The organism is Halomonas profundus, assembly GCF_020865425.1.
GTDB lineage: Bacteria > Pseudomonadota > Gammaproteobacteria > Pseudomonadales > Halomonadaceae > Vreelandella > Vreelandella titanicae.
In genome coordinates this window covers 1308545-1326808 of the sequence record NZ_CP086344.1, presented here as the reverse complement: position 1 = coordinate 1326808, position 18264 = coordinate 1308545, and the positions used below count along the sequence as shown (strand labels likewise).

Annotated in this window: 15 protein-coding genes and 1 pseudogene; 7 read left to right on the top strand and 9 right to left on the bottom strand. The window is 57.5% G+C overall.

Features of this window, described 5'->3' with window-relative positions; translation table 11 throughout:
* Positions 1 to 89: 89 nt before the first annotated feature.
* The 3 genes from LMS44_RS06020 to LMS44_RS06010 all read left to right on the top strand — a co-directional run bounded on the left by LMS44_RS06020 (position 90) and on the right by LMS44_RS06010 (position 3302).
* Complete coding sequence (locus LMS44_RS06020; RefSeq protein ID WP_414122498.1) at positions 90 to 1652, top strand: OpgD/OpgG family glucan biosynthesis protein; 1563 nt, start codon at positions 90 to 92, stop codon at positions 1650 to 1652.
* Between the two features lie 72 nt (positions 1653 to 1724).
* The gene (locus tag LMS44_RS06015; RefSeq protein ID WP_022520535.1) at positions 1725 to 2507 is read left to right on the top strand and encodes an FkbM family methyltransferase; all 783 of its coding nucleotides are present in this window, start codon (positions 1725 to 1727) and stop codon (positions 2505 to 2507) included.
* 21 nt (positions 2508 to 2528) lie between these two features.
* The gene (locus LMS44_RS06010) at positions 2529 to 3302 is read left to right on the top strand and encodes a creatininase family protein (protein ID WP_498947111.1); all 774 of its coding nucleotides are present in this window, start codon (positions 2529 to 2531) and stop codon (positions 3300 to 3302) included.
* Positions 3303 to 3355: 53 nt separating this feature from the next.
* Here the strand turns inward: LMS44_RS06010 and ribA are convergent, their stop codons facing one another.
* Complete coding sequence (gene ribA / locus LMS44_RS06005) at positions 3356 to 4459, bottom strand: GTP cyclohydrolase II RibA (RefSeq protein ID WP_498947109.1); 1104 nt, start codon at positions 4457 to 4459, stop codon at positions 3356 to 3358.
* A gap of 115 nt (positions 4460 to 4574) precedes the next feature.
* Between ribA and LMS44_RS06000 the strand changes: the two genes are divergently transcribed.
* Positions 4575 to 5438 (top strand): RibD family protein, encoded by an 864-nt coding sequence (locus LMS44_RS06000; protein ID WP_476489416.1) that lies wholly within the window; start codon positions 4575 to 4577, stop codon positions 5436 to 5438.
* A 60-nt stretch (positions 5439 to 5498) separates the two neighbouring features.
* On the opposite strand, the pseudogene LMS44_RS05995 reads toward LMS44_RS06000, so the two are convergent.
* The 4 genes and pseudogenes from LMS44_RS05995 to LMS44_RS05980 all read right to left on the bottom strand — a co-directional run.
* Positions 5499 to 6341, bottom strand: a pseudogene (locus tag LMS44_RS05995) (lysylphosphatidylglycerol synthase transmembrane domain-containing protein); the annotation flags it as partial.
* 85 nt (positions 6342 to 6426) lie between these two features.
* Complete coding sequence (locus LMS44_RS05990) at positions 6427 to 8379, bottom strand: glycosyltransferase (protein WP_278369084.1); 1953 nt, start codon at positions 8377 to 8379, stop codon at positions 6427 to 6429.
* On the bottom strand, positions 8376 to 8774 hold the full coding sequence (locus tag LMS44_RS05985; protein ID WP_190373715.1) for a 6-pyruvoyl trahydropterin synthase family protein: 399 nt from the start codon (positions 8772 to 8774) through the stop codon (positions 8376 to 8378). The genes LMS44_RS05990 and LMS44_RS05985 overlap by 4 nt, the downstream gene beginning before the upstream one ends.
* Before the next feature lie 26 nt (positions 8775 to 8800).
* On the bottom strand, positions 8801 to 9820 hold the full coding sequence (locus LMS44_RS05980) for a zinc-dependent alcohol dehydrogenase (RefSeq protein ID WP_278369085.1): 1020 nt from the start codon (positions 9818 to 9820) through the stop codon (positions 8801 to 8803).
* Positions 9821 to 10180: 360 nt separating this feature from the next.
* On the opposite strand from LMS44_RS05980, the gene LMS44_RS05975 reads away from it, so the two are divergent.
* Both LMS44_RS05975 and LMS44_RS05970 read left to right on the top strand, forming a co-directional pair.
* The gene (locus LMS44_RS05975; protein WP_041157840.1) at positions 10181 to 10909 is read left to right on the top strand and encodes a CDP-alcohol phosphatidyltransferase family protein; all 729 of its coding nucleotides are present in this window, start codon (positions 10181 to 10183) and stop codon (positions 10907 to 10909) included.
* A 268-nt stretch (positions 10910 to 11177) separates the two neighbouring features.
* Positions 11178 to 11831: a phosphoribosyltransferase gene (locus tag LMS44_RS05970; protein ID WP_278369086.1), complete on the top strand. Its 654-nt coding sequence runs from the start codon at positions 11178 to 11180 to the stop codon at positions 11829 to 11831.
* Between the two features lie 92 nt (positions 11832 to 11923).
* Here the strand turns inward: LMS44_RS05970 and LMS44_RS05965 are convergent, their stop codons facing one another.
* The 3 genes from LMS44_RS05965 to LMS44_RS05955 all read right to left on the bottom strand — a co-directional run bounded on the left by LMS44_RS05965 (position 11924) and on the right by LMS44_RS05955 (position 14035).
* Positions 11924 to 12253 carry a four-helix bundle copper-binding protein gene (locus LMS44_RS05965; RefSeq protein WP_041157838.1) on the bottom strand — a complete coding sequence of 110 codons (330 nt, stop codon included), beginning with the start codon at positions 12251 to 12253 and terminating at the stop codon, positions 11924 to 11926.
* Between the two features lie 146 nt (positions 12254 to 12399).
* Positions 12400 to 12870 (bottom strand): GFA family protein, encoded by a 471-nt coding sequence (locus LMS44_RS05960; RefSeq protein ID WP_041157837.1) that lies wholly within the window; start codon positions 12868 to 12870, stop codon positions 12400 to 12402.
* Between the two features lie 205 nt (positions 12871 to 13075).
* Positions 13076 to 14035: a LysR family transcriptional regulator gene (locus tag LMS44_RS05955; protein ID WP_278369087.1), complete on the bottom strand. Its 960-nt coding sequence runs from the start codon at positions 14033 to 14035 to the stop codon at positions 13076 to 13078.
* A 108-nt stretch (positions 14036 to 14143) separates the two neighbouring features.
* Here LMS44_RS05955 and LMS44_RS05950 point away from each other — a divergent pair, with 108 nt between their 5' ends.
* Positions 14144 to 15103 carry a sodium-dependent bicarbonate transport family permease gene (locus tag LMS44_RS05950; RefSeq protein WP_498947105.1) on the top strand — a complete coding sequence of 320 codons (960 nt, stop codon included), beginning with the start codon at positions 14144 to 14146 and terminating at the stop codon, positions 15101 to 15103.
* On the opposite strand, the gene LMS44_RS05945 is transcribed toward LMS44_RS05950, so the two are convergent.
* Positions 15076 to 18258 carry an efflux RND transporter permease subunit gene (locus tag LMS44_RS05945; protein ID WP_498947103.1) on the bottom strand — a complete coding sequence of 1061 codons (3183 nt, stop codon included), beginning with the start codon at positions 18256 to 18258 and terminating at the stop codon, positions 15076 to 15078. The two genes, LMS44_RS05950 and LMS44_RS05945, sit on opposite strands and share 28 nt — an antisense overlap.
* Between the last annotated feature and the right edge of the window lie 6 nt (positions 18259 to 18264).

Sequence of the window (18264 nt, the reverse complement as noted above, 5' to 3'; positions counted from 1 at the left end):
TTATCGTATAGTTGTTGTGTAAAAATTTCACGCTTTGCTTGGCTTTAGGCCATGCGCTTTGCAGGCCCTCACCGGAAAGGATTTCGCCCATGCGTTGTAATCAAGTTGGTAGGAAGCCGGTTGCCAAGTGGCGGCCTGGCAAATGGATAGTGTTAATTGGCTGCGCGCTGACCTTGCCAGCGTTGGCCGCAGACGATGCGCACTTCAGGCAGGTTATTGAACGCGCCAAACAGCTTGCTCAAGAAACCTACCAAGCCCCGGAAGAGACCTTACCAGAGGTATTGCGTGAGCTTGATTACGATACCTACCGGCAAATTCGCTTTGATCCCGAACACGCCTACTGGAAAGACGAGAGCCCTTTTAACCTACAGTTATTTCATAGCGGCTTTCTGTTTCAAACCCCGATTGCCTTGAACGTTATCGAAAACGACACGGTAACGCCCCTGCCCTTTTCAGCAGAGGACTACACCTACGATGGCAATGCCGCCGCACTGAAAGAGCAAGACTTAGTCGGCAGCGGCCATGCGGGGTTTCGCCTCCACTACCCTCTTAACAGCGATGACTACGCCGACGAATTTGGTGTATTTCTCGGTGCCAGCTACTTCCGCATTGTCGGGCGTGACCAGGCTTACGGACTATCTACTCGCGGGCTGGCGATCGATACCGCCTCGTCAGATGGCGAAGAGTTCCCGGCATTTCGCGAGTTTTGGCTCTATAAACCCGAGGCTGATGCCGAACAGCTTGAACTGCTGGCGTTAATGGATAGCCCCTCGGTCAGCGGCGCCTATCGCTTTGTTATCCAACCCGGTGAGAATACTCAGGTCGAGGTCGAAGCGGAGCTGTTTGCCCGGCAAGATATTGCCAAGCTGGGCGTTGCACCGCTCACCAGTATGTTCACTTATGGTGAGGCAAGCCGCGAGCGGCCGGACGATTTTCGTCCACAGGTGCACGACTCCGATGGCCTACTGATACATGCCGGTAGCGGCGAGTGGATCTGGCGCCCGCTGAGTAACCCATCTCACCTGCATACATCCGCCTTTGTAGACGACTCCCCTCAAGGCTTTGGATTAATGCAACGGGAACGGGATTTTAACCGCTATTTGGATACCGAAGCCCAGTATCACCGTCGCCCCAGCCAATGGATTGTGCCGCTGGATGATTGGGGCCCGGGCCACGTGGAACTTGTCGAAATCCCTACCCCCGATGAGACTCACGACAATATAGTCGCCTACTGGGTGGCGGACGACACCCTGGATGCCGGCGAATCGCGCCGCCTGCACTATCTCACTCACACGCTGAACACTCAGCCTGATGCGCACAATCTTGGCCGCGCCATTCGCACTCGTCATGGCAATGCGGCGGTGCCGGGGCAAGCGGACTCTGCCTCACAAGGCCAGCGCCAGTTTATTGTCGACTTTCAGGGAGGTGCCTTAGAGGAACTCACCGCTGACCAGCCCGTCGAGTTAGACATTAGCGCCCAACACGGCGAGGTACTGCTCCCCCAGGTCACCGCGCTGCCCAACAATGGCTGGCGAGCCAGCTTCCGGCTACCCGCCAGCGATCAACCCAGCGATGTTCGACTAAGGCTCACCTTAAACGGCGAACCAGTTAGCGAAACCTGGAATTACGTGTGGTATCCCGATGACGAATAGCACTTATCAAGCAAACCTTATCTCGCCAGCGCCTGTGTGGATCAAGGCACGTCCATTCAGAGAGCCCAACTAATGCGGCGCATGGCGCTACGACGACTGCGCAGCGCGGGTGGGCTAGCCCGCTCGCTGTTTATTTATTGGCGGCCTGGGCGTCAGCGTGGCCTGCAGCGCCTCTATCAGCCTTTCATACAACCCGGCACCGTTGCCTTTGATATTGGCGCGCATCTAGGCGACCGTAGCGCGGCTTTTCATGCGCTCGGCGCCAAGGTGGTGGCGCTGGAGCCCCAGCCCGACCTCGCCAAATGGTTTAAACGCCTGGTAAAGCCGCCGACCATTACCCTGCTGCCGATGGCGGCGGGCCCTACGGTGGGCTTTGCTGAGATAGCGATCAGCCCCAGCAACCCGACCCTGTCTACCCTGGCCACCGAGTGGCGGGAGCAGATCGGCGAACGCAACGCAGGCTTTAGTCAGGTACGGTGGGAGCAGCGTTTACGGGTGCCGGTGACCACGCTGGATGCGTTAATTGACGAGTATGGCGAGCCCAGCTTTATAAAAATCGACGTTGAAGGTTTTGAGGCGGAGGTTTTGGCGGGGCTAAGTTGCCCGGTGGCCGCGCTGTCGGTGGAGTTTGTGGCAGGCGCCCTGGAAATAAACAACGCCTGCGTGAACCACTTAAGCCGCCTTGGCGAGTACCGCTACAACGTGGTGGCCGGTGAACAACGCCACTTTCGCTGGACCGAGTGGCAAACACCGCAAGCGGTTAGCGAGTGGCTAAGCACAGGGGCCGAAGGATTGCCTTCCGGTGACCTGTACGCCTGCCGCTCGGATCATCGATTACTTCTGAATGATGCTTAATACCTAAAGGCTTCTCATTTTATGATTCACCACTGGCAAACCCTCACCGCTCCGCAGTTAGCCGAGTTCGCCCAATGCGACCCTGTAGCGGTACTGGTGCTCGGGGCCATTGAACAGCACGGCACTCACCTCCCTTTAGCCACCGACTTGACCATTGGCGAGGGGCTGCAAACCGCTATGTTGGAGAAGCTGGATACCCACCTGAACGTAATCTGCCTACCGCCGATTGCGGTGGGCGCCAGCGACGAGCACGCCAATTTTCCCGGCACGCTCAGCCTACCCGCGCCGCTGGCCATTGCTACTCTTGAAGCCTACGGCGACAGCTTAGCCCACGCCGGCATTCGCCGCCTGGTGCTGATTAACAGCCATGGTGGTAATAAGGCAGTGATGGATTTGGCAGGGTTAACCCTGCGTCGGCGGCATGGTATGCGCGTGGTCAAAGCGACTTACACACGGCTACCACCGCTAGAGGGCGCGATTGCCTTTGAAGAGTTGCGCTACGGCTTACACGGCGGACTGCTCGAAACCGCTATGATGCTCTATTTAGCGCCAACGCTGGTGCAGTTGGACGGCTATCAGGCCACCCCGCCTGCAGCGCCCCAAGGCGATGCATTAGTGAGCGCAGAAGGTGCTGCGGCTTTTGCCTGGCTGGCGGAAGACTTAAGCACCCAAGGTGTCGCGGGCGATGCCAGCCAAGCCAGCGCTGAACTAGGCGAGCAACTGGTTCAACACTACGCAAGACAGTTAGCAGCAGTGGTAAAAGAAACCGCCCAACTACCATCGCTAACCAACTAATGACAGCCCCGTCACTAGGTTCGTGTTGGTTCATGTTTAGCGCTTAGTACGGTTTAACGCTGGCTACTGAGCACATCTTCCAACAAGTGCCCGCCTCGGGTGGCTTTGGCATTTAGATAGCGCTGGTTGTGGTCGGTAACGCTGCCGTACAGCGCCTGGCGTGATACCACTTCAATACCACCCTGACGCAACGCTTCCATCTTCAAGGGGTTGTTGGTCAGCAGTTGAACTTGGTCGATATTGAGCGCATTGAGCATATCCACTGCCACCGCATACTGGCGCTCATCGTCACCAAAACCGAGTACTTGATCCGCATCCACGGTATCCAGGCCACCATCCTGTAAGGTGTAGGCGCGTAGTTTATTGGCTAAGCCAATGCCCCGGCCCTCTTGAGCCAAATAGAGCAGCACACCGCCACCCATGGCTTGAATATCCGCCACGGCGTTGCGTAGCTGCTCGCCGCAATCGCAACGCAGACTGCCGAACAGGTCACCGGTTAAACACGCCGAGTGCAGGCGTAGCGGCACCGCGCCTTCCCAGCGCTCCGGTTTACCGATCACCACAGCAACGTGCTCACGCAGGCCGTCCGGCTCACGGAAAAGCACAAAGCGGCTGTCGGCAGCATCCTCGAGGGGGATATTCGCTTCGCTCACCCGCTTGAGCATGCCCGGCGCCCCAGCAAGGCATTGTGTAGCGTCTTCAGCGCTGACTTGCAGCAGGCGTCCTTCTGCCAACTGCTGCTCAATGGTCGCTGTAGCCTCTTGGCTAACAAAAGCGCAGAGCGCTGCGGGAATCAGCAGGGCTCTGCGCATCAGCGTCACGGCGCCTAGTTCGGCTATTCCGGCGGGCTTTAACCCGCTCAGTAACCCACCCGCAGGTTGTGAAAGCGTTTCCGCCGAGGCCAAGCCATTCAGCTCATTGGTGCTAATGTGAGCTACCAGCGGTAGGCTGGCGGCCTCGGCGGACAAGTTCATGCCCATCGCCGTCAGGCGGTGACGAGTAAGCACCAGCGAAGGCCGCTCGCCTGCTAGCAAAGCCAGCGCTTCGACCGATTCACTGCCTTCCAGCGCCTGCACGAGCAAACGCTGCCCACTGGCATTCACCACCACTGGCAATCCACGGCGGATGTCGAAAATAGCGCGTTCAATCTGGTACATGTAGGCCTCCTGGCTTCCTTACGAGGGGGATGGCGCACGCTCGCGCTGAGCTATTTGCTCTGAACTGAATGAATGGCTGCCCCGAACGGCTTGCTCTTAACCAAGAAGCGCCCGCATGATGAAGCGAATCTTTAAGCGCGGAGGCGTCATGCCCGAATCTCATGTCAACACGATTACACTGGCCGACGCCTGGAATTGGCTGTTGGCACTGCGTCATCGGCGTCCTAGCGATGTGGCGATTAAGGTGTCGCCAACCGGCGAGTGGCAAACGGCTAAAGCGATCACCGCTGAGGCGCGAGAGCTGCTCGATTGCCTGACCCCGCTGGCCAGTCGACCGGCGTGGGTGGTGGCGCAGCTGGGACAGAGTATGGATGGCCGCATTGCCACGGAAAGTGGCCACTCCCACTACATCAACGGCCATGAAAGTTTGGTTCACCTGCATCGTCTGCGCGCTTTGGTCGACGCAGTGGTGGTCGGCGCGGGTACCGCCAGCGCCGATAACCCGCAGCTGACCGTGCGCCATGTTAGCGGCACTAACCCGATGCGGGTGGTGCTGGATCCACGCGGCCGCATTCCCAGCGACTTGGCACTGCTGAACACCAATAACGCCCCGACGCTGCATATCATGGGGTCTGAGCTGCAGGCAACGGCGAGCGTGGCCCACGTTGAACGTTGCGTACTGCCGCTGAATGCCAGCGGTCAGTTCAATCCCAAAGATGTTGTCACCCTGCTGGCCGAAAAGGGCTTGCCGCGGGTACTGATAGAGGGTGGCGGCATTACGGTGTCTCAGTTTATCGAAGCGGGTGCCGTTGACCGTCTGCATCTGTTGGTCGCCCCGCTGCTGATCGGCTCCGGTAGGCCAGGGCTGCAAATGACGCCTATTGAGACCCTTGAGAGTGCGCTGCGCCCGCCCATGCGGACTTTCCGCTGCGGTGACGACACGCTGTTCGATCTGCGACTGCGGGATACTACCGCCTGAAGGTTGCGCTTTTTCACGACGACTCAGCGCCACCCAGATACCCGGTAGGCTCGCCAGCAACACCAGCACCCCGTAAGCCAATGACACCGCCACGCCTTGAGCGGGTGGCAGGCCGACCAGCGCCCAGACCCCGGCAGCGGCGCCTTCACGCAATCCCCATCCGGCTACCGAAAACGGGATCAGCATGGCCAGTAGCAGTACCGGTGTCAGCGCCAGCACTTGCAGCGACGGTAGCTCAACGCCAATCGCCCGAGCCGCACAGACCATTACCAGACCATAGCTCAACACAATCACCAGAGACGAAAGCAACTGCTGGGGCCACACGCCGTGCCGCAACAAACCACGCCTTACATCGCGCACCAGGGCTTGACACCAGCTCGGCAGCCTTGTCAGCCCATGGCTAAAACGTTGGCGCAGCAGCAGGCCGCTGGCGATGAGCGCCGCAAGAGCGGCGAATGCGCTTAACCCCACCGCTGTGATCACTGACTCACCCAGCGCGGCATGCCAGAGCGGTGAGAAAAGCAGCGCGGTTAGCGTTAGCATCACCACGGCGACCTGCCCCGAGGCGCGCTCAATAATCACCGCTCGCCAGGCGCGCCCCCTAGACTGCGCTTGAGTGGCATGGCGGTGCGCCCGCCCGGCGTCGCCTAATACACCGCCGGGCAACAGCTGATTGACCAGTAGGGCCAGGTAGTACTCCCGTAGCGCGTAAGCAAACCGCAGCGGTACATCAATAAGACCCGCGGTAAACTGCCAGCGCCAGGCGCAAAGCATGATCTGTAGCGTGCTGATGGCTAACGCCAGCACGACCCACTCCGCGGAGAAACGTTGCACCTCCGCCACAATCGCCTGGGGCTCCACCCACAACGCCACCGCACCCAGCAACGCTATGCTGACCACCATGCGGCGTAGCCATGGGCTTCTCCGCGCCAGCTTTTTATAACAAGCCCCCAGTCGAGTGAACATACCTTGATCAGGCCCCATAGGATTAGGCCTCTTCCCTGGGGTTGGCAAACAGAGGCGTAGCAAACAGGTCGCGGTGCCCCACCCAAATACCCCGTTCGCCATTGGCCACCGCCTGCTGGCGCTGCTGTAACCAGGTGGCAATACGCGCCGCCGCTTCCGGGGCTTGCTCGGTGGCAGCTTCGGCCCAGCCTTCGAGTAGCGCCATCATTAACGGCTGCTGTTCTTGACTGCCAGCAGCGAGCTGCCACGGTGTTTCAGCTTGTTCAATGCGATAATCAGCCCTCTCTAACGCGGCAACTAATGCCCCGTGCGCCTGCCCGCCTAGTGCATCACCTAAACCTTTATCGCGCTGCTGGTGAGCCATAAACATCGCCTGCAGCCAGCGGTCTTCGTCATCTAGCACCGGCGCGCCTTGAGGGTCAATAAAGTGCCACTCACCGGTCACGCTTAGCGCTATCAGCAGCGCCTGCTGCTGCCCAGCAATGCGGGTCACCAAGGCATCGATCCATTGTTGGGAGACCAGATCTAGCAGCGCCGATGCGGTGACGAGGTACGCGTCGTCAAGTGGCACCTCGGCAAGCGCCTCCAGCGATATGCAGTACGTCTCAATGGCCACGGGCTGCCCTTGGCTATTGCTTAATCCGGCAGCACACTGGCGCGCCTGGGCTAACAAAATGGCGTCGTGATCGATCAGCTTCCAGCGCTGGTGGCCATTCAGGCACGGCGCCAGAAAGCGCATGTTACTGCCCCGGCCGCAGCCAAGATCCGCTATCAGCGGCGCCGGAGTACGCGCGCTCAGCCACTTCGCGGCAAGCTCAGCCAAGGGCTGGCTACGGGAATCGACATCAGCCGCCTCCCGCAGCGTCAGCCAGTCGGACGCAAACTGGCTGCCTGGGCGCAAATTTGGAGAATCGGCGGGCGCAGTTAACGCCGTGGCAAACTTAGCCCCCGCTTCTTGCCAGTCGCTTAACGCATCCCGGGCCTGGGCCGCTCCCTGGCGCAGTTGGTGGCGTAGTTTGTCGTCATGGCAAAAACGGCTGAGGGCATCTTGAAGCGCGTCGACGTCACCCGGTTCAACGCTCAAACCAGCGCCTGCAGGCAAGGTATCGCGAAGCGCACCACCGGTAGTGGTAATCACTGGCAGGCCGTGGGCCAGGGCTTCGGTGACCACCATGCCGTAGCCTTCATACCAAGAGGGCAGTACCAGCGCATGGGCGCTGCGATAGGCCGCTTCCAGCGTAGCGCCATCGCACTCGCCGTGAAGCCGTACGCTGTCTTGCAAGCCGTTCTGATCAATCAGTTGCTGTACACGCTGGGTAAAAGTGGCATCCCGGGCGCCACCGTAGCAGTCGCATTGCCAGTGATCGCCGCTAACGCCCGCCAATGCCTTTACCAGAATATCCTGCCCTTTGCGCGGCGTTAACGTTGCCACACATAGCAAACGTAGTAGCTCACCCGGTTCTGCTGCGGAGCTGATCGGCGCCTGGGCAACACCCGGCTCAACCACAGTGACACTGGGATTGAGTGGCATTTCATAGTGAGCCGCCAGCTCAGGTAAGCGCCGGGCGGTAAAGTGACTGGTGACGATAATCCGCGCCACGTGGGCAAGCGCGTTTAACTCGCTGCGATGAAAGCGCTGCTGATCAGCCTCATCAAGGCCCAACTCATCGCCTAAGGGGTGGTGCAGCAACGCTGTGATTTCCAGCCGCTGGGCATGTTGGGCAACCACCTCCGGCAGCGCTCCCATGGCCAGGCCATCAATCACCACCGCCGCCTGATCGGGAAGCGACGCTAGGGCCTGAGTGAGCGCTTCTGCTGCCTCGGCATCCGCATCAGGAAACGTGCCAGCCAAGCCGACGACGTCAATTTCCCATCCCTGGTCACGCAGGGCCGAGACAATTTGGGCGTCGTAAATATAGCCGCCGGTACGCTGAGCAGGGTCACCGGCAACGATAAGGTTAAACCGCTTACTCATAGAGCGCCTTCATAGCTTGCCCAGGCTACATGGGATTCATGTAGCTTGATCTCCATATGGGTAATCCCTTTGGCGGTGATGCCCATTTTGCCCTCACCAATCGCCTTGGCGAGCTGGTCAAAGATCACCTTGGCCATAAACTCGGTGGTGGTATTTTTACCCGCGAACTCGGGCACTTCATCCAAATTACAGAAGTTGTAATCCGCCAGTACTGATTTTACCGTTTCGCTGGCAAGGCCGATATCGATCACCAGGCCGTCCTCATCCAGCTCGGGGCGCTGAAAAACTACGTCGACAACATAGGTAGCCCCGTGGGTACGCTGGGCAGGGCCAAAGATCTCACCATTAAAGCTATGGGCAATCATAAAGTGGTCACGAACACATAAACGGAACATAAAAACTCCAATGATAAGTAAATAGGTTATGAGGAGTAGCGCAGGCGGTGACAGAGCTCAACGCTACCACGGCCAAACAACTGAGGAGCAAGCGTGGGCAGTTGTGCAAAGTCGCTTTCACCGCTGATTAGCGCATCCAACCGCTCGTCTACCAGCAGGCTCAGCGCTAATTGAAGGCGGCGCTGGTAGTCCCAGCGTGGGCGTAACTTGGGCGGCAGTTGACCTACTTGGCTGGCCTTGAGCGTTAGCCGCTGGGAGTGAAAAGCTCCGCCCAATGGAATCGCAATATCCCCCTCGCCAAACCAGCTCATTTCGATAATGCGCCCTTCGCTGCCCGCTAACGCCAGTGCTTGGCGCAAGCCGGCAGACTGGCCGCTGGCGTGAATCACGCAATCTTGATCATGGAGAGCTTGTTCGGGAGTGCAGAAGGTGGCGCCCAACTGCTCGGCGAGCTGGCGACGCTCAGGGTTAATATCGACTAACTGAACGGTAACACCAGGCACCTGAGCGCACAGGTACGCTACCAGCGCACCGACGACACCGGCGCCCATAATAGTGATTCGCTCACCCAGCATCGGCTCGGCGTCCCACACGCCATTGATGGCGGTTTCCATATTGGCCGCCAAGACGGCACGTTTAGCAGGCACATTGGTGGGTACTTCCAGCACTGCCGAAGCAGGCACAATGTAGTGATCCTGGTGGGGAAACAGGCAAAAAACGGTTTTATCCAGGAGAACGCTTGGCCCCTGCTCAACGCGGCCAACGCTGCAGTAGCCATATTTGACCGGGGCAGGAAACTCACCCGACTGGAAGGGAGCCCGCATGCGCGAGAATTCGCTTTCAGGCACACGACCATTGAACACCAACGATTCGGTGCCGCGGCTGATACCACTGTATAAGGTACGTATATGCACCTCATCCTGGGCGGGAGGACTTAGTTGTTCACGCCTCATCTCGCCTTGTGCTGGGTTGGTCACCCAAAAGGCGGTGGCCCAGGTTTTTTTAGCGGCATTGGGAGCTTTGCCAACATCGTCAAGCGCCGACATGAGCGTTCCTTTTCGTTACGAGCCCACTTGATTCGGGCTCTCTTTCATTCCGTTGAATGTGGCGTGGCACCATTGCGCTGCAAGTTAGGGGTAAGAGACACGCAGTGTGTCTCAGCCCCCGAGTATAATGTGTGGCCATGCATTGCATGGCCTTAGGCAGAACAGTTTTCAATGGTTCACCATCTTCAGCGTAGCGGGTGAAAAGAATATATTCGATTAACCATTTGGAACAATTGAAACTAACCCGTCTATTTCTTGATCTTATGGACAACACTACCTTCTTCTACAAGAATGGTACATATAAAAATAGTTGCATCATTTATTTCAACTGCGGATAGCGACGCCGCTTCGTGAGCCACCATGCCGCTTTTTTCCAACGCTTCTTCTTACACCCTGCCTAAGCGTCTCTATGGCGCTGCAGAACTACTGCTGGGCAGCTTGCTGCTAATTGCTGTAGGCAAAGGCTTACCACTTTTAATGGCTACTCCGGCCAATTGGTGGGTGGCCTTTGCCTTCTACACGTTTATTTCCGCTCTGGTCATCATCTTCTGGCCCCACGGCGCACTGGGTTGGGCTAACCGGGTCACGTTGGTGCGTGCGGTTGTGGTTTCATTAGTGGCAGGTGCGCTCGCCGCCAATGCCTTTGTAGGGGCAATCTGGCAATGGCTGGCGATCGCGGTGATCGCCCTACTGCTGGATGGCGTTGACGGCTGGATAGCCAGGCGCACCAAAAGCCACACCCGATTCGGGGCGCGCTTTGATATGGAGTTGGATGCCCTGCTGATTTTGCTACTGTGCGCAGGTTTGTTGCGGCTGGAATCACTGGGGTTTTGGGTGCTGTTGATAGGCGCAATGCGCTACCTGTTTATCGCCGCCAGTTGGCAGTTCCCGTGGCTTTCAAAACCGCTGTTTGCAAGCTTTCGCCGTAAAGCCGTTTGTGTCTGGCAGGCGGTGGCGCTACTGCTAGCATTAACGCCACTAACCTCCCACCTTGTTGCCAGCCTGCTGGCCATTAGTGCATTGATCTCATTGCTCTATTCGTTTGGTGTTGACGTGTGGTGGCTGTATCGAAAAACACAGCGCTCCTAGCCCACTGCATCTTGTTAGCGAGCCGCTTGGCGACTCAGGGAAATAACGGTTTGGATAAGCTGTTTCCTCCTGACTATAGTCATTGTTAGGCTATCTTTTCGCCTTTCGTGTACTGAGAGACTCTTATGGATCACTCAGCAACAGTTCCCCACGGCCCTTCTGAATTCCGCCGCGCACGTGCCCCCATCACGCGATGACTTTGTCCCCAGGGAGAGCTAGGCACTTATCCTTTTGGAGTTTAGGCTGTTTTGGAGTTGAGAAGCCACACATGCACAAGCATCAAGAGCTTTTTGATGATCGACGCGCAGCAGGGCGAAAGCTTGCTTATGTATTATCCGACGCGCGTTATGACCTAGTGCTGGCATTACCTCGTGGGGGTGTACCAGTTGCTTACGAGGTAGCGGCAGCACTTAAACTTCCGCTTGATGTGGTCATCGTGCGTAAGATTGGTGCGCCTGGGCAACCCGAGATTGGGCTAGGCGCTGTCGTCGATGGCGACCCACCTCAAGTGCTGTGGACACCGGATTTGCTGCAGATTTTTCAGCCTTCTGAAAGTTATCTGGAAGCTGAAGTACAGCGCCAACTAAGCGAGATAACCCGCCGTCGTCAGACTTATATTGGTAACCAGGCGCCCATTAACGTTAGCGAACGTCACATATTATTGGTGGATGATGGTATCGCCACCGGTGGAACAGCTAAAGCAGCCGCCAGAGCACTACGCCAAGCAGGAGCCGCTTCCGTTACCTTGGCAGTGCCTGTCGCCCCGCAGTCCACGCTGGATAAGTTGGCTACCGAGGTCGACGATTTGATCTGTTTAGCTACTCCCGAGCCATTTATTGCCGTTGGCCTTCACTATCAAGATTTTACCCAAACCAGCGATGACGAAGTGATCTCCCTATTGCAGAAGGCTCACTCTCTTTAACGCATTCTTTGATATAGATTAAAGTACAAAAAAGCCAGCTTTCATACGCAGTGAAAGCTGACTTGTTTAATTGTTGAGGCTTTTATGCGGCCTTAGGCAGCCATCGCAGCACACTCATTGGCGCAATGTTGGCACGCTTTGGCGCACTCCTGACAATGCTTAGCATCGTGTTTGGCACACTCATTTCCACACGCTTTACAAATATCAGCACATATCCGACAGATTTCCTTGGCGTATTCACTACCCTGGGCCATAAAGGAGGCTGCCAAGCGGCATATCTGTGCACATTGACGATCTAAACGGATGCACTCAGCCATCATTTTTACATCATCTTCTTGCAAGCAGGCAGTGGCACAAGAATCACAGTAGATCGCGCAGATATTGCACGCTTCAATACATGGCTTATATTTTTCAAATTCCATCTTTCTACCCTCCTTGTCATCAAACGAGCACTCGGCCTACTCCTGCACAGGCGTGACAAGCCGTATGTTGAGTTCCTGAAGAACTCGTCTAATAGAGTAGAACAGAGAGCTTGCAACACAAGCGCAGCAAGCGGCGTCACTTAACTCTAACACTCCAACCTCAGGCGCTGGTGCCACTCAGCAAGGCTTTCATCGGGGTATTCGTCGAAGCATTTATCTTGGAACTGCCCATTGACCTCGACCCAGTCGGCCCGACTTCCCAGCATCATGTGCGTTTTCCGGGGAGGGGTCGGCAAGTCCGTATCAATCGCCGAAGCGAAAGGGTGTACCAGCTCGGGCCATTCGGGGTCATAAACCCACAGCGACGATGCACAGTGCTTGCAGAAATGCCGCTCTCCCGTGCTCTGCTCCCCCTTAATGAAGGCGCGGTAGACAGTAATATGCTCTTCGCCGCTAACGTTGAGCGTTTTGCTTTCTCCACTGAGGTTGATTGCGTACCCACCCCCGCCAGCCGTTTTGCGGCACACAGAACAGTAACAGCGATTAAAAGGATAGGGGTGGTTTGACTTCACACTGAACGTCACTGCCTGGCAGTGGCATGATCCTTTGAGCAGCATAGTTACCTCCGTTTGCAGCGGTTACCCAAGACAAATATCAAGGTGCGACTGCATGAACCGAGTGCGATCTTAAGTACTCTCTTTAGTACTCTCTTAAGTACTCTCTTAAGTTCTCTCTCAAGCTCTATCTTAATATCTTAGCTTAGCGCATAGGATCTACGTCGCTTTCAACGGGGATAATTGACGCTGTTTGTGAGTCAATGCATCAGCGTTCAGGCTTTAAGGCTTGGAGCAATTCAGCCACGGCCATCTCCCCTTCGGGCTCGTCAAACGCTTGTGCCAGCGAAGCTTGTACATAGCTCAAAAAACGAATGGCGGCGGGGGGTAAGCGGCGTTGCCGTCTGACCACAAAGTGCCAACGACTTTTCAGCGGAAAGCCCTGCAACGGCAGCTCTTGGACGCCGTTGGGCGAATCTGCAACAACGTGGCGAGACAGCACCGCTAGACCCATGTTTGACGCCACCGCTAGCCGAATAGCCTCGTTACTGGCGACCTGCTGGGTAGAGCGTAGCTCAATACCCGCACTGTACAGCCAGGCTTCAAAGGTATGCCGAGTCGCAGAGCCCGGTTCGCGCAGCAGAAATCGCTCCTCTTTGAGTGCGTCCATGCTGAGACCTTCTACGCCTGCCCAGCGGCAATGCTGCGGCCCCACCACTACCAATGGATTGCTCAGAAAAGGCGCGGCTAACACATCGTCATCAATGGGCGGGTGGCTAAATACGTAGATATCATCCTCATGGCGCTCAAAACGATTGAGCATCTGCTGGCGATTACCTATCTCCACCGTGACATCTACCTGGGGGTTAGCCTGACCAAACGGCCCTAACAGCCGTGGCAGTACATATTGCGCGGTGTTCACCAAGCCGATACTGAAGTGTCCGCGCCCTCCGCTGTTGTACTCCTCCAGGTACTGACTAAACACATCAGCACGGCTAAGCAAGTCCTGGCTGAGTTGATAAAGCGCCTGACCAACCTCAGTGGGCACCAGGCGCCCTTCCTCGTGGCGCACAATCGGTTCACCGACAATTTCTCTCAGCCGCTTTAGCTGCTGAGACACCGTGGGTTGGGTCAGGTGGAGCCGATTTGCCGTGGCCGTCAGTGAGCCTGTGCGAACCACGTCGGCATAGACCTGTAGCAAGCGAAAAGTGAGTTGTCGTACTTTCATAGCCAGCCCCATAGATAATCATCTATGACTATATAAATCTTATTTGTTTTCATCAATCTCTTTGGATCGCTAAAGTAACTGCTTTAAAACCCATCAAGGAGATTGTCCGTGCCGGATATTGTGGTGATGTTTTTTGTACTAGGTGTGGTTGCCGGTGTGGTGCGCTCCGATCTCAGTATTCCCAAAGCCGCTTATGACATATTGAGCCTACTGCTGATGCTGACCATTGGCCTTAAAGGCGGCATGGCGCTGCATGGCAGTTTGAGCATATCGCTGCTGGTCGAGTTATCTGGCGTCACTCTGCTGGGGATCATCATTCCACTGCTTATCTTTCCGGTGGTTCACTATTTAGTACGGCTATCCATCGCCGACAGCGCCAGCCTTGCAGCCCACTATGGCTCCGTTAGCGCCGGTACGTTCGCCGTGGCCCTGGCGTATACTGAAGCGCATAGCCTAATAACAGGTGGGCAGGTGACGCTTTACCTGGTACTGCTCGAACTACCGGCCATCATGCTGGGCCTGTTGCTCTACCGGCGCTTCAGCCGTAAAAAGGCCGCTGACACAACGTCAGAGCCGATCAAAACTTCCGGGCTGTGGCACGAGACTCTGACCAATCGCGGTGTAATCCTGTTGGTGGGCGGTGTGCTTATTGGCTGGCTATACGGCCCAAATGCAGGTGAGTCAGTCACCGGGCTGTATACCAAAGCCTTCCATGGCATTCTGGCGCTGTTCCTGTTGGAGATGGGCTTGGTCGCGGCAGAAACACTGCGCAGCCTGCGGTGGGGGCACAGCCGTCTGATTATATTCGCGCTCGCGGCACCTATCGTGCTTTCCTGCTTTGGCCTGCTAATGGCGTACTGGCTAGGGCTACCCGCTGGATCAGCGGTTATTCTAGCCAGTCTCTCCGCCAGTGCCTCTTACATTGCCGCCCCCGTTGCTATTCGCTCCGCCATTCCAGATGCCAACATTGGCCTTGCCATGCTGGCATCTTTGGGGCTCACCTTCCCTTTTAACGTGTTAATGGGCATACCTCTCTATCATCAACTTTGGGCATGGCTGGTAGGGTGAGGTGAAGTGTCCAATGTAGCGCTATGATGGCTGACCAATGGGCCAGACAGTTTACGCAGCGCCACGTAGAACACCGGCGTGAGGAACAAGCCAAACAGGGTGACGCCGATCATGCCGGCAAACACCGCAGTGCCCAGCGCCGCTCGTACCTCGGCGCCTGCGCCGGTGGCAACTACCGAAGGCAACACCGCCGCGGTGAAAGCGATCGAGGTCATGATGATCGGCCGCAGGCGCAACCGGCAAGCTTCCAGGGCCGCTTCCACTACGCCCTTGCCCTGCAGTTCCAGCTCCCGGGCGAACTCCACGATCAGGATGGCGTTCTTACAGGCCAGGCCAATCAGCACCACCAGCCCCACCTGCACGAAGATGTTGTTGTCACCTCCGCCAAACCAGACACCAATCAGCGCCGCGAGCATCGACATGGGCACGATCAGAATCACCGCCAGCGGTAGCGTCCAGCTCTCGTAGAGGGCCGCCAACACCAGGAATACCAGCAGGATCGACAGCGGGAAGACCACTAGAGCCGCATTACCCTGGGTGGATTGCTGGTAGCTCAGGTCGGTCCACTCCAGCGCCATGCCCGGGGGCAGCACCTCTTCCGCCAGGGCGTTGATGGCATCCATCGCCTGGGCGGAAGAAAGCACGCGGGGGTCAAATTCGCCGGCCAGGTCTGCTGCTGGGTAGCCGTTGTAGCGCAGCACCGGGTCGGGCCCGAAGGTTTGCGTGATGTTCACCATCGTGCCGATAGGCACCATTTCTCCCTGGTCGTTGCGGGTGCGCAGGCGGGCGATGTCCTCCACGCTGGCCCGGAAGGGGGCGTCCGCCTGGGCGATCACCTGCCAAGTGCGGCCAAAGCGATTGAAGTCATTCACATAGGTCGATCCAAGATAGGTCTGCAGGGTGTCGAACAGCTCGGTCAAGGGCACGCCCTGGGCCTTGGCCCTCAGCCGGTCCACTTCGGCATCCAGTTGCGGCACGTTGGATTGATAACTGCTGATCGGAAAGCCCATTCCCGGCGTTTGCGAAATAGCCCCCTGGAGCTGGTTCACCGCCTGCTGCAGCGCCCCATAGCCAAGATTGCCACGATCCTCGATAAACAGCTGGAAGCCCGACCCATTGCCTAGCCCCAGAATCGGTGGCGGCATGAAGGAGAACGCAAAGCCTTCTTTCAGGCCGCCAATGCCCTGATTAATGCGGGCGTTTATCTCCGCGGCGCTAAGGCTGCGCTCACCAAAGGAACTGAGGGTAAGAAACGCCACTCCGGTGTTGGAAGTGTTGGTGAACTGCAGCGCGTTAAGGCCGGGAAAGGCAATGGCGTGCTCCACGCCCTCGGTCTCCATGGCAATATCCACAACATCCTGAAGCATCTGGTCGGTTCTCTCCAGAGACGCCCCTTCCGGCAGGATGACGCCCGCAATCAGGTACAGCTTGTCTTGCACCGGGATAAACCCGGGCGGCACTGCCTTGAACATCACGCCGGTACCCAGCAGCAACAGCGCGTAGACCACAAACACCGCGCCACGATGCTTCAGGGAACGAGCCACGCCGCCCTGGTACTTGTTGGAGCTGGCGTTAAAAAAGCGGTTAAAGGGACGGAAAATCCAGCCGAACAGCTTATCTATCACGCGGGTGAGTCGATCTTTGGGCGCGTCATGGGGCTTGAGCAGCATCGCCGCCAGCGCGGGCGACAGGGTCAGCGAGTTGACGGTGGAGATCACCGTGGAGATGGCAATCGTCACCGCGAACTGGCTATAAAATTGACCGGTCACCCCCGACAGGAAGGCCATGGGAATAAACACCGCACACAGCACCAGCCCCACGGCGATAATGGGCCCGGAGACTTCTTTCATGGCCTGATGAGCAGCGGCCTGGGGCTTCAGGCCCTCCTCGATGTTCCGCTCCACGTTTTCCACCACCACGATGGCGTCGTCCACCACGATACCGATGGCCAACACCAGCCCAAACAGGGTGAGCGTGTTGATGGAGTAGCCCAGCAGGTAAAGCGCCCCGAAGGTACCGATCACCGATACCGGCACCGCCAGCAGCGGGATAATGGAGGCACGCCAGGTCTGCAGGAACAGCGTGACGACCAGCACTACCAGCAACACGGCTTCCAGTAGGGTGGCTATCACTGACTTTATAGAGTCATTAACAAAGATCGTAGTGTCGTAGACCGCTTCGTACTCAACACCTTCAGGGAACTGCTCGGACAGCTCCTCCATGGTAGCGATCACCTGCTCTCGGATATCCAGCGCATTGGCACCCGGTGCCTGGAATATTCCCACACCCACCGCGTTGTTGCCGTCCAACTGCGAGCGCAGCGTATAGTCCCCGGCGCCCATTTCCAGCCGGGCCACATCCGAAAGCCTGAGTATCTCGCCGCCCTCGCCGCGCTTCAACACGATGTCGCCAAACTCCTCTACTGTTTCCAGCCGCCCTTGGGCGTTGATCAGGGTAAGAAAGTCACTATCTTCAATGGGCTCAGCTCCCAACTGCCCGGCGGAGACCTGTACATTTTGTTCACGCATGGCCCCCACCACATCACTGGCCGTCAGGCCACGGGCAGCTATTCGATCAGGATCGAGCCACGCCCGCATGGCGTAGTCCCCTCCGCCGAAGATTTGCGCGTCCCCGATCCCTTCGATCCGGGCCAGCCGGTCACGGACATTCAGTCGCACATAGTTGCGCAGGTAGAGGGTGTCGTATTCACCGCTGGGCGAGGTCAGGTGAACGACCATCAGAAACGTTGGCGACTGCTTCTGGGTGGTGACGCCTTGCCGACGCACGGCTTCCGGCAGTCGGGCTTCCGCTTGGCTGACGCGGTTCTGCACCCGAACGGCGGCCTGCTCAGCATCGGTACCAGGGCGGAAGGTGACGGTCATTTGCAGCACACCGTCAGAGCCCGCCACGGACTTGAGGTACATCATATCCTCAACGCCGTTGATGGCTTCTTCCAGTGGCGTGGCGACCGTTTCGGCGATCTCCTTCGGGTTAGCGCCGGGGTAGACCGTGCGAACGACCACTGATGGCGGCACCACGTCGGGGTACTCGCTAATGGGCAGGTTGGGTATGGAGATCAGCCCCACCGCTAGAATAATGATCGACAGCACCGCTGCAAAAATCGGTCGATCCACAAAGAAACGCGAGAAATTCATGGCGGT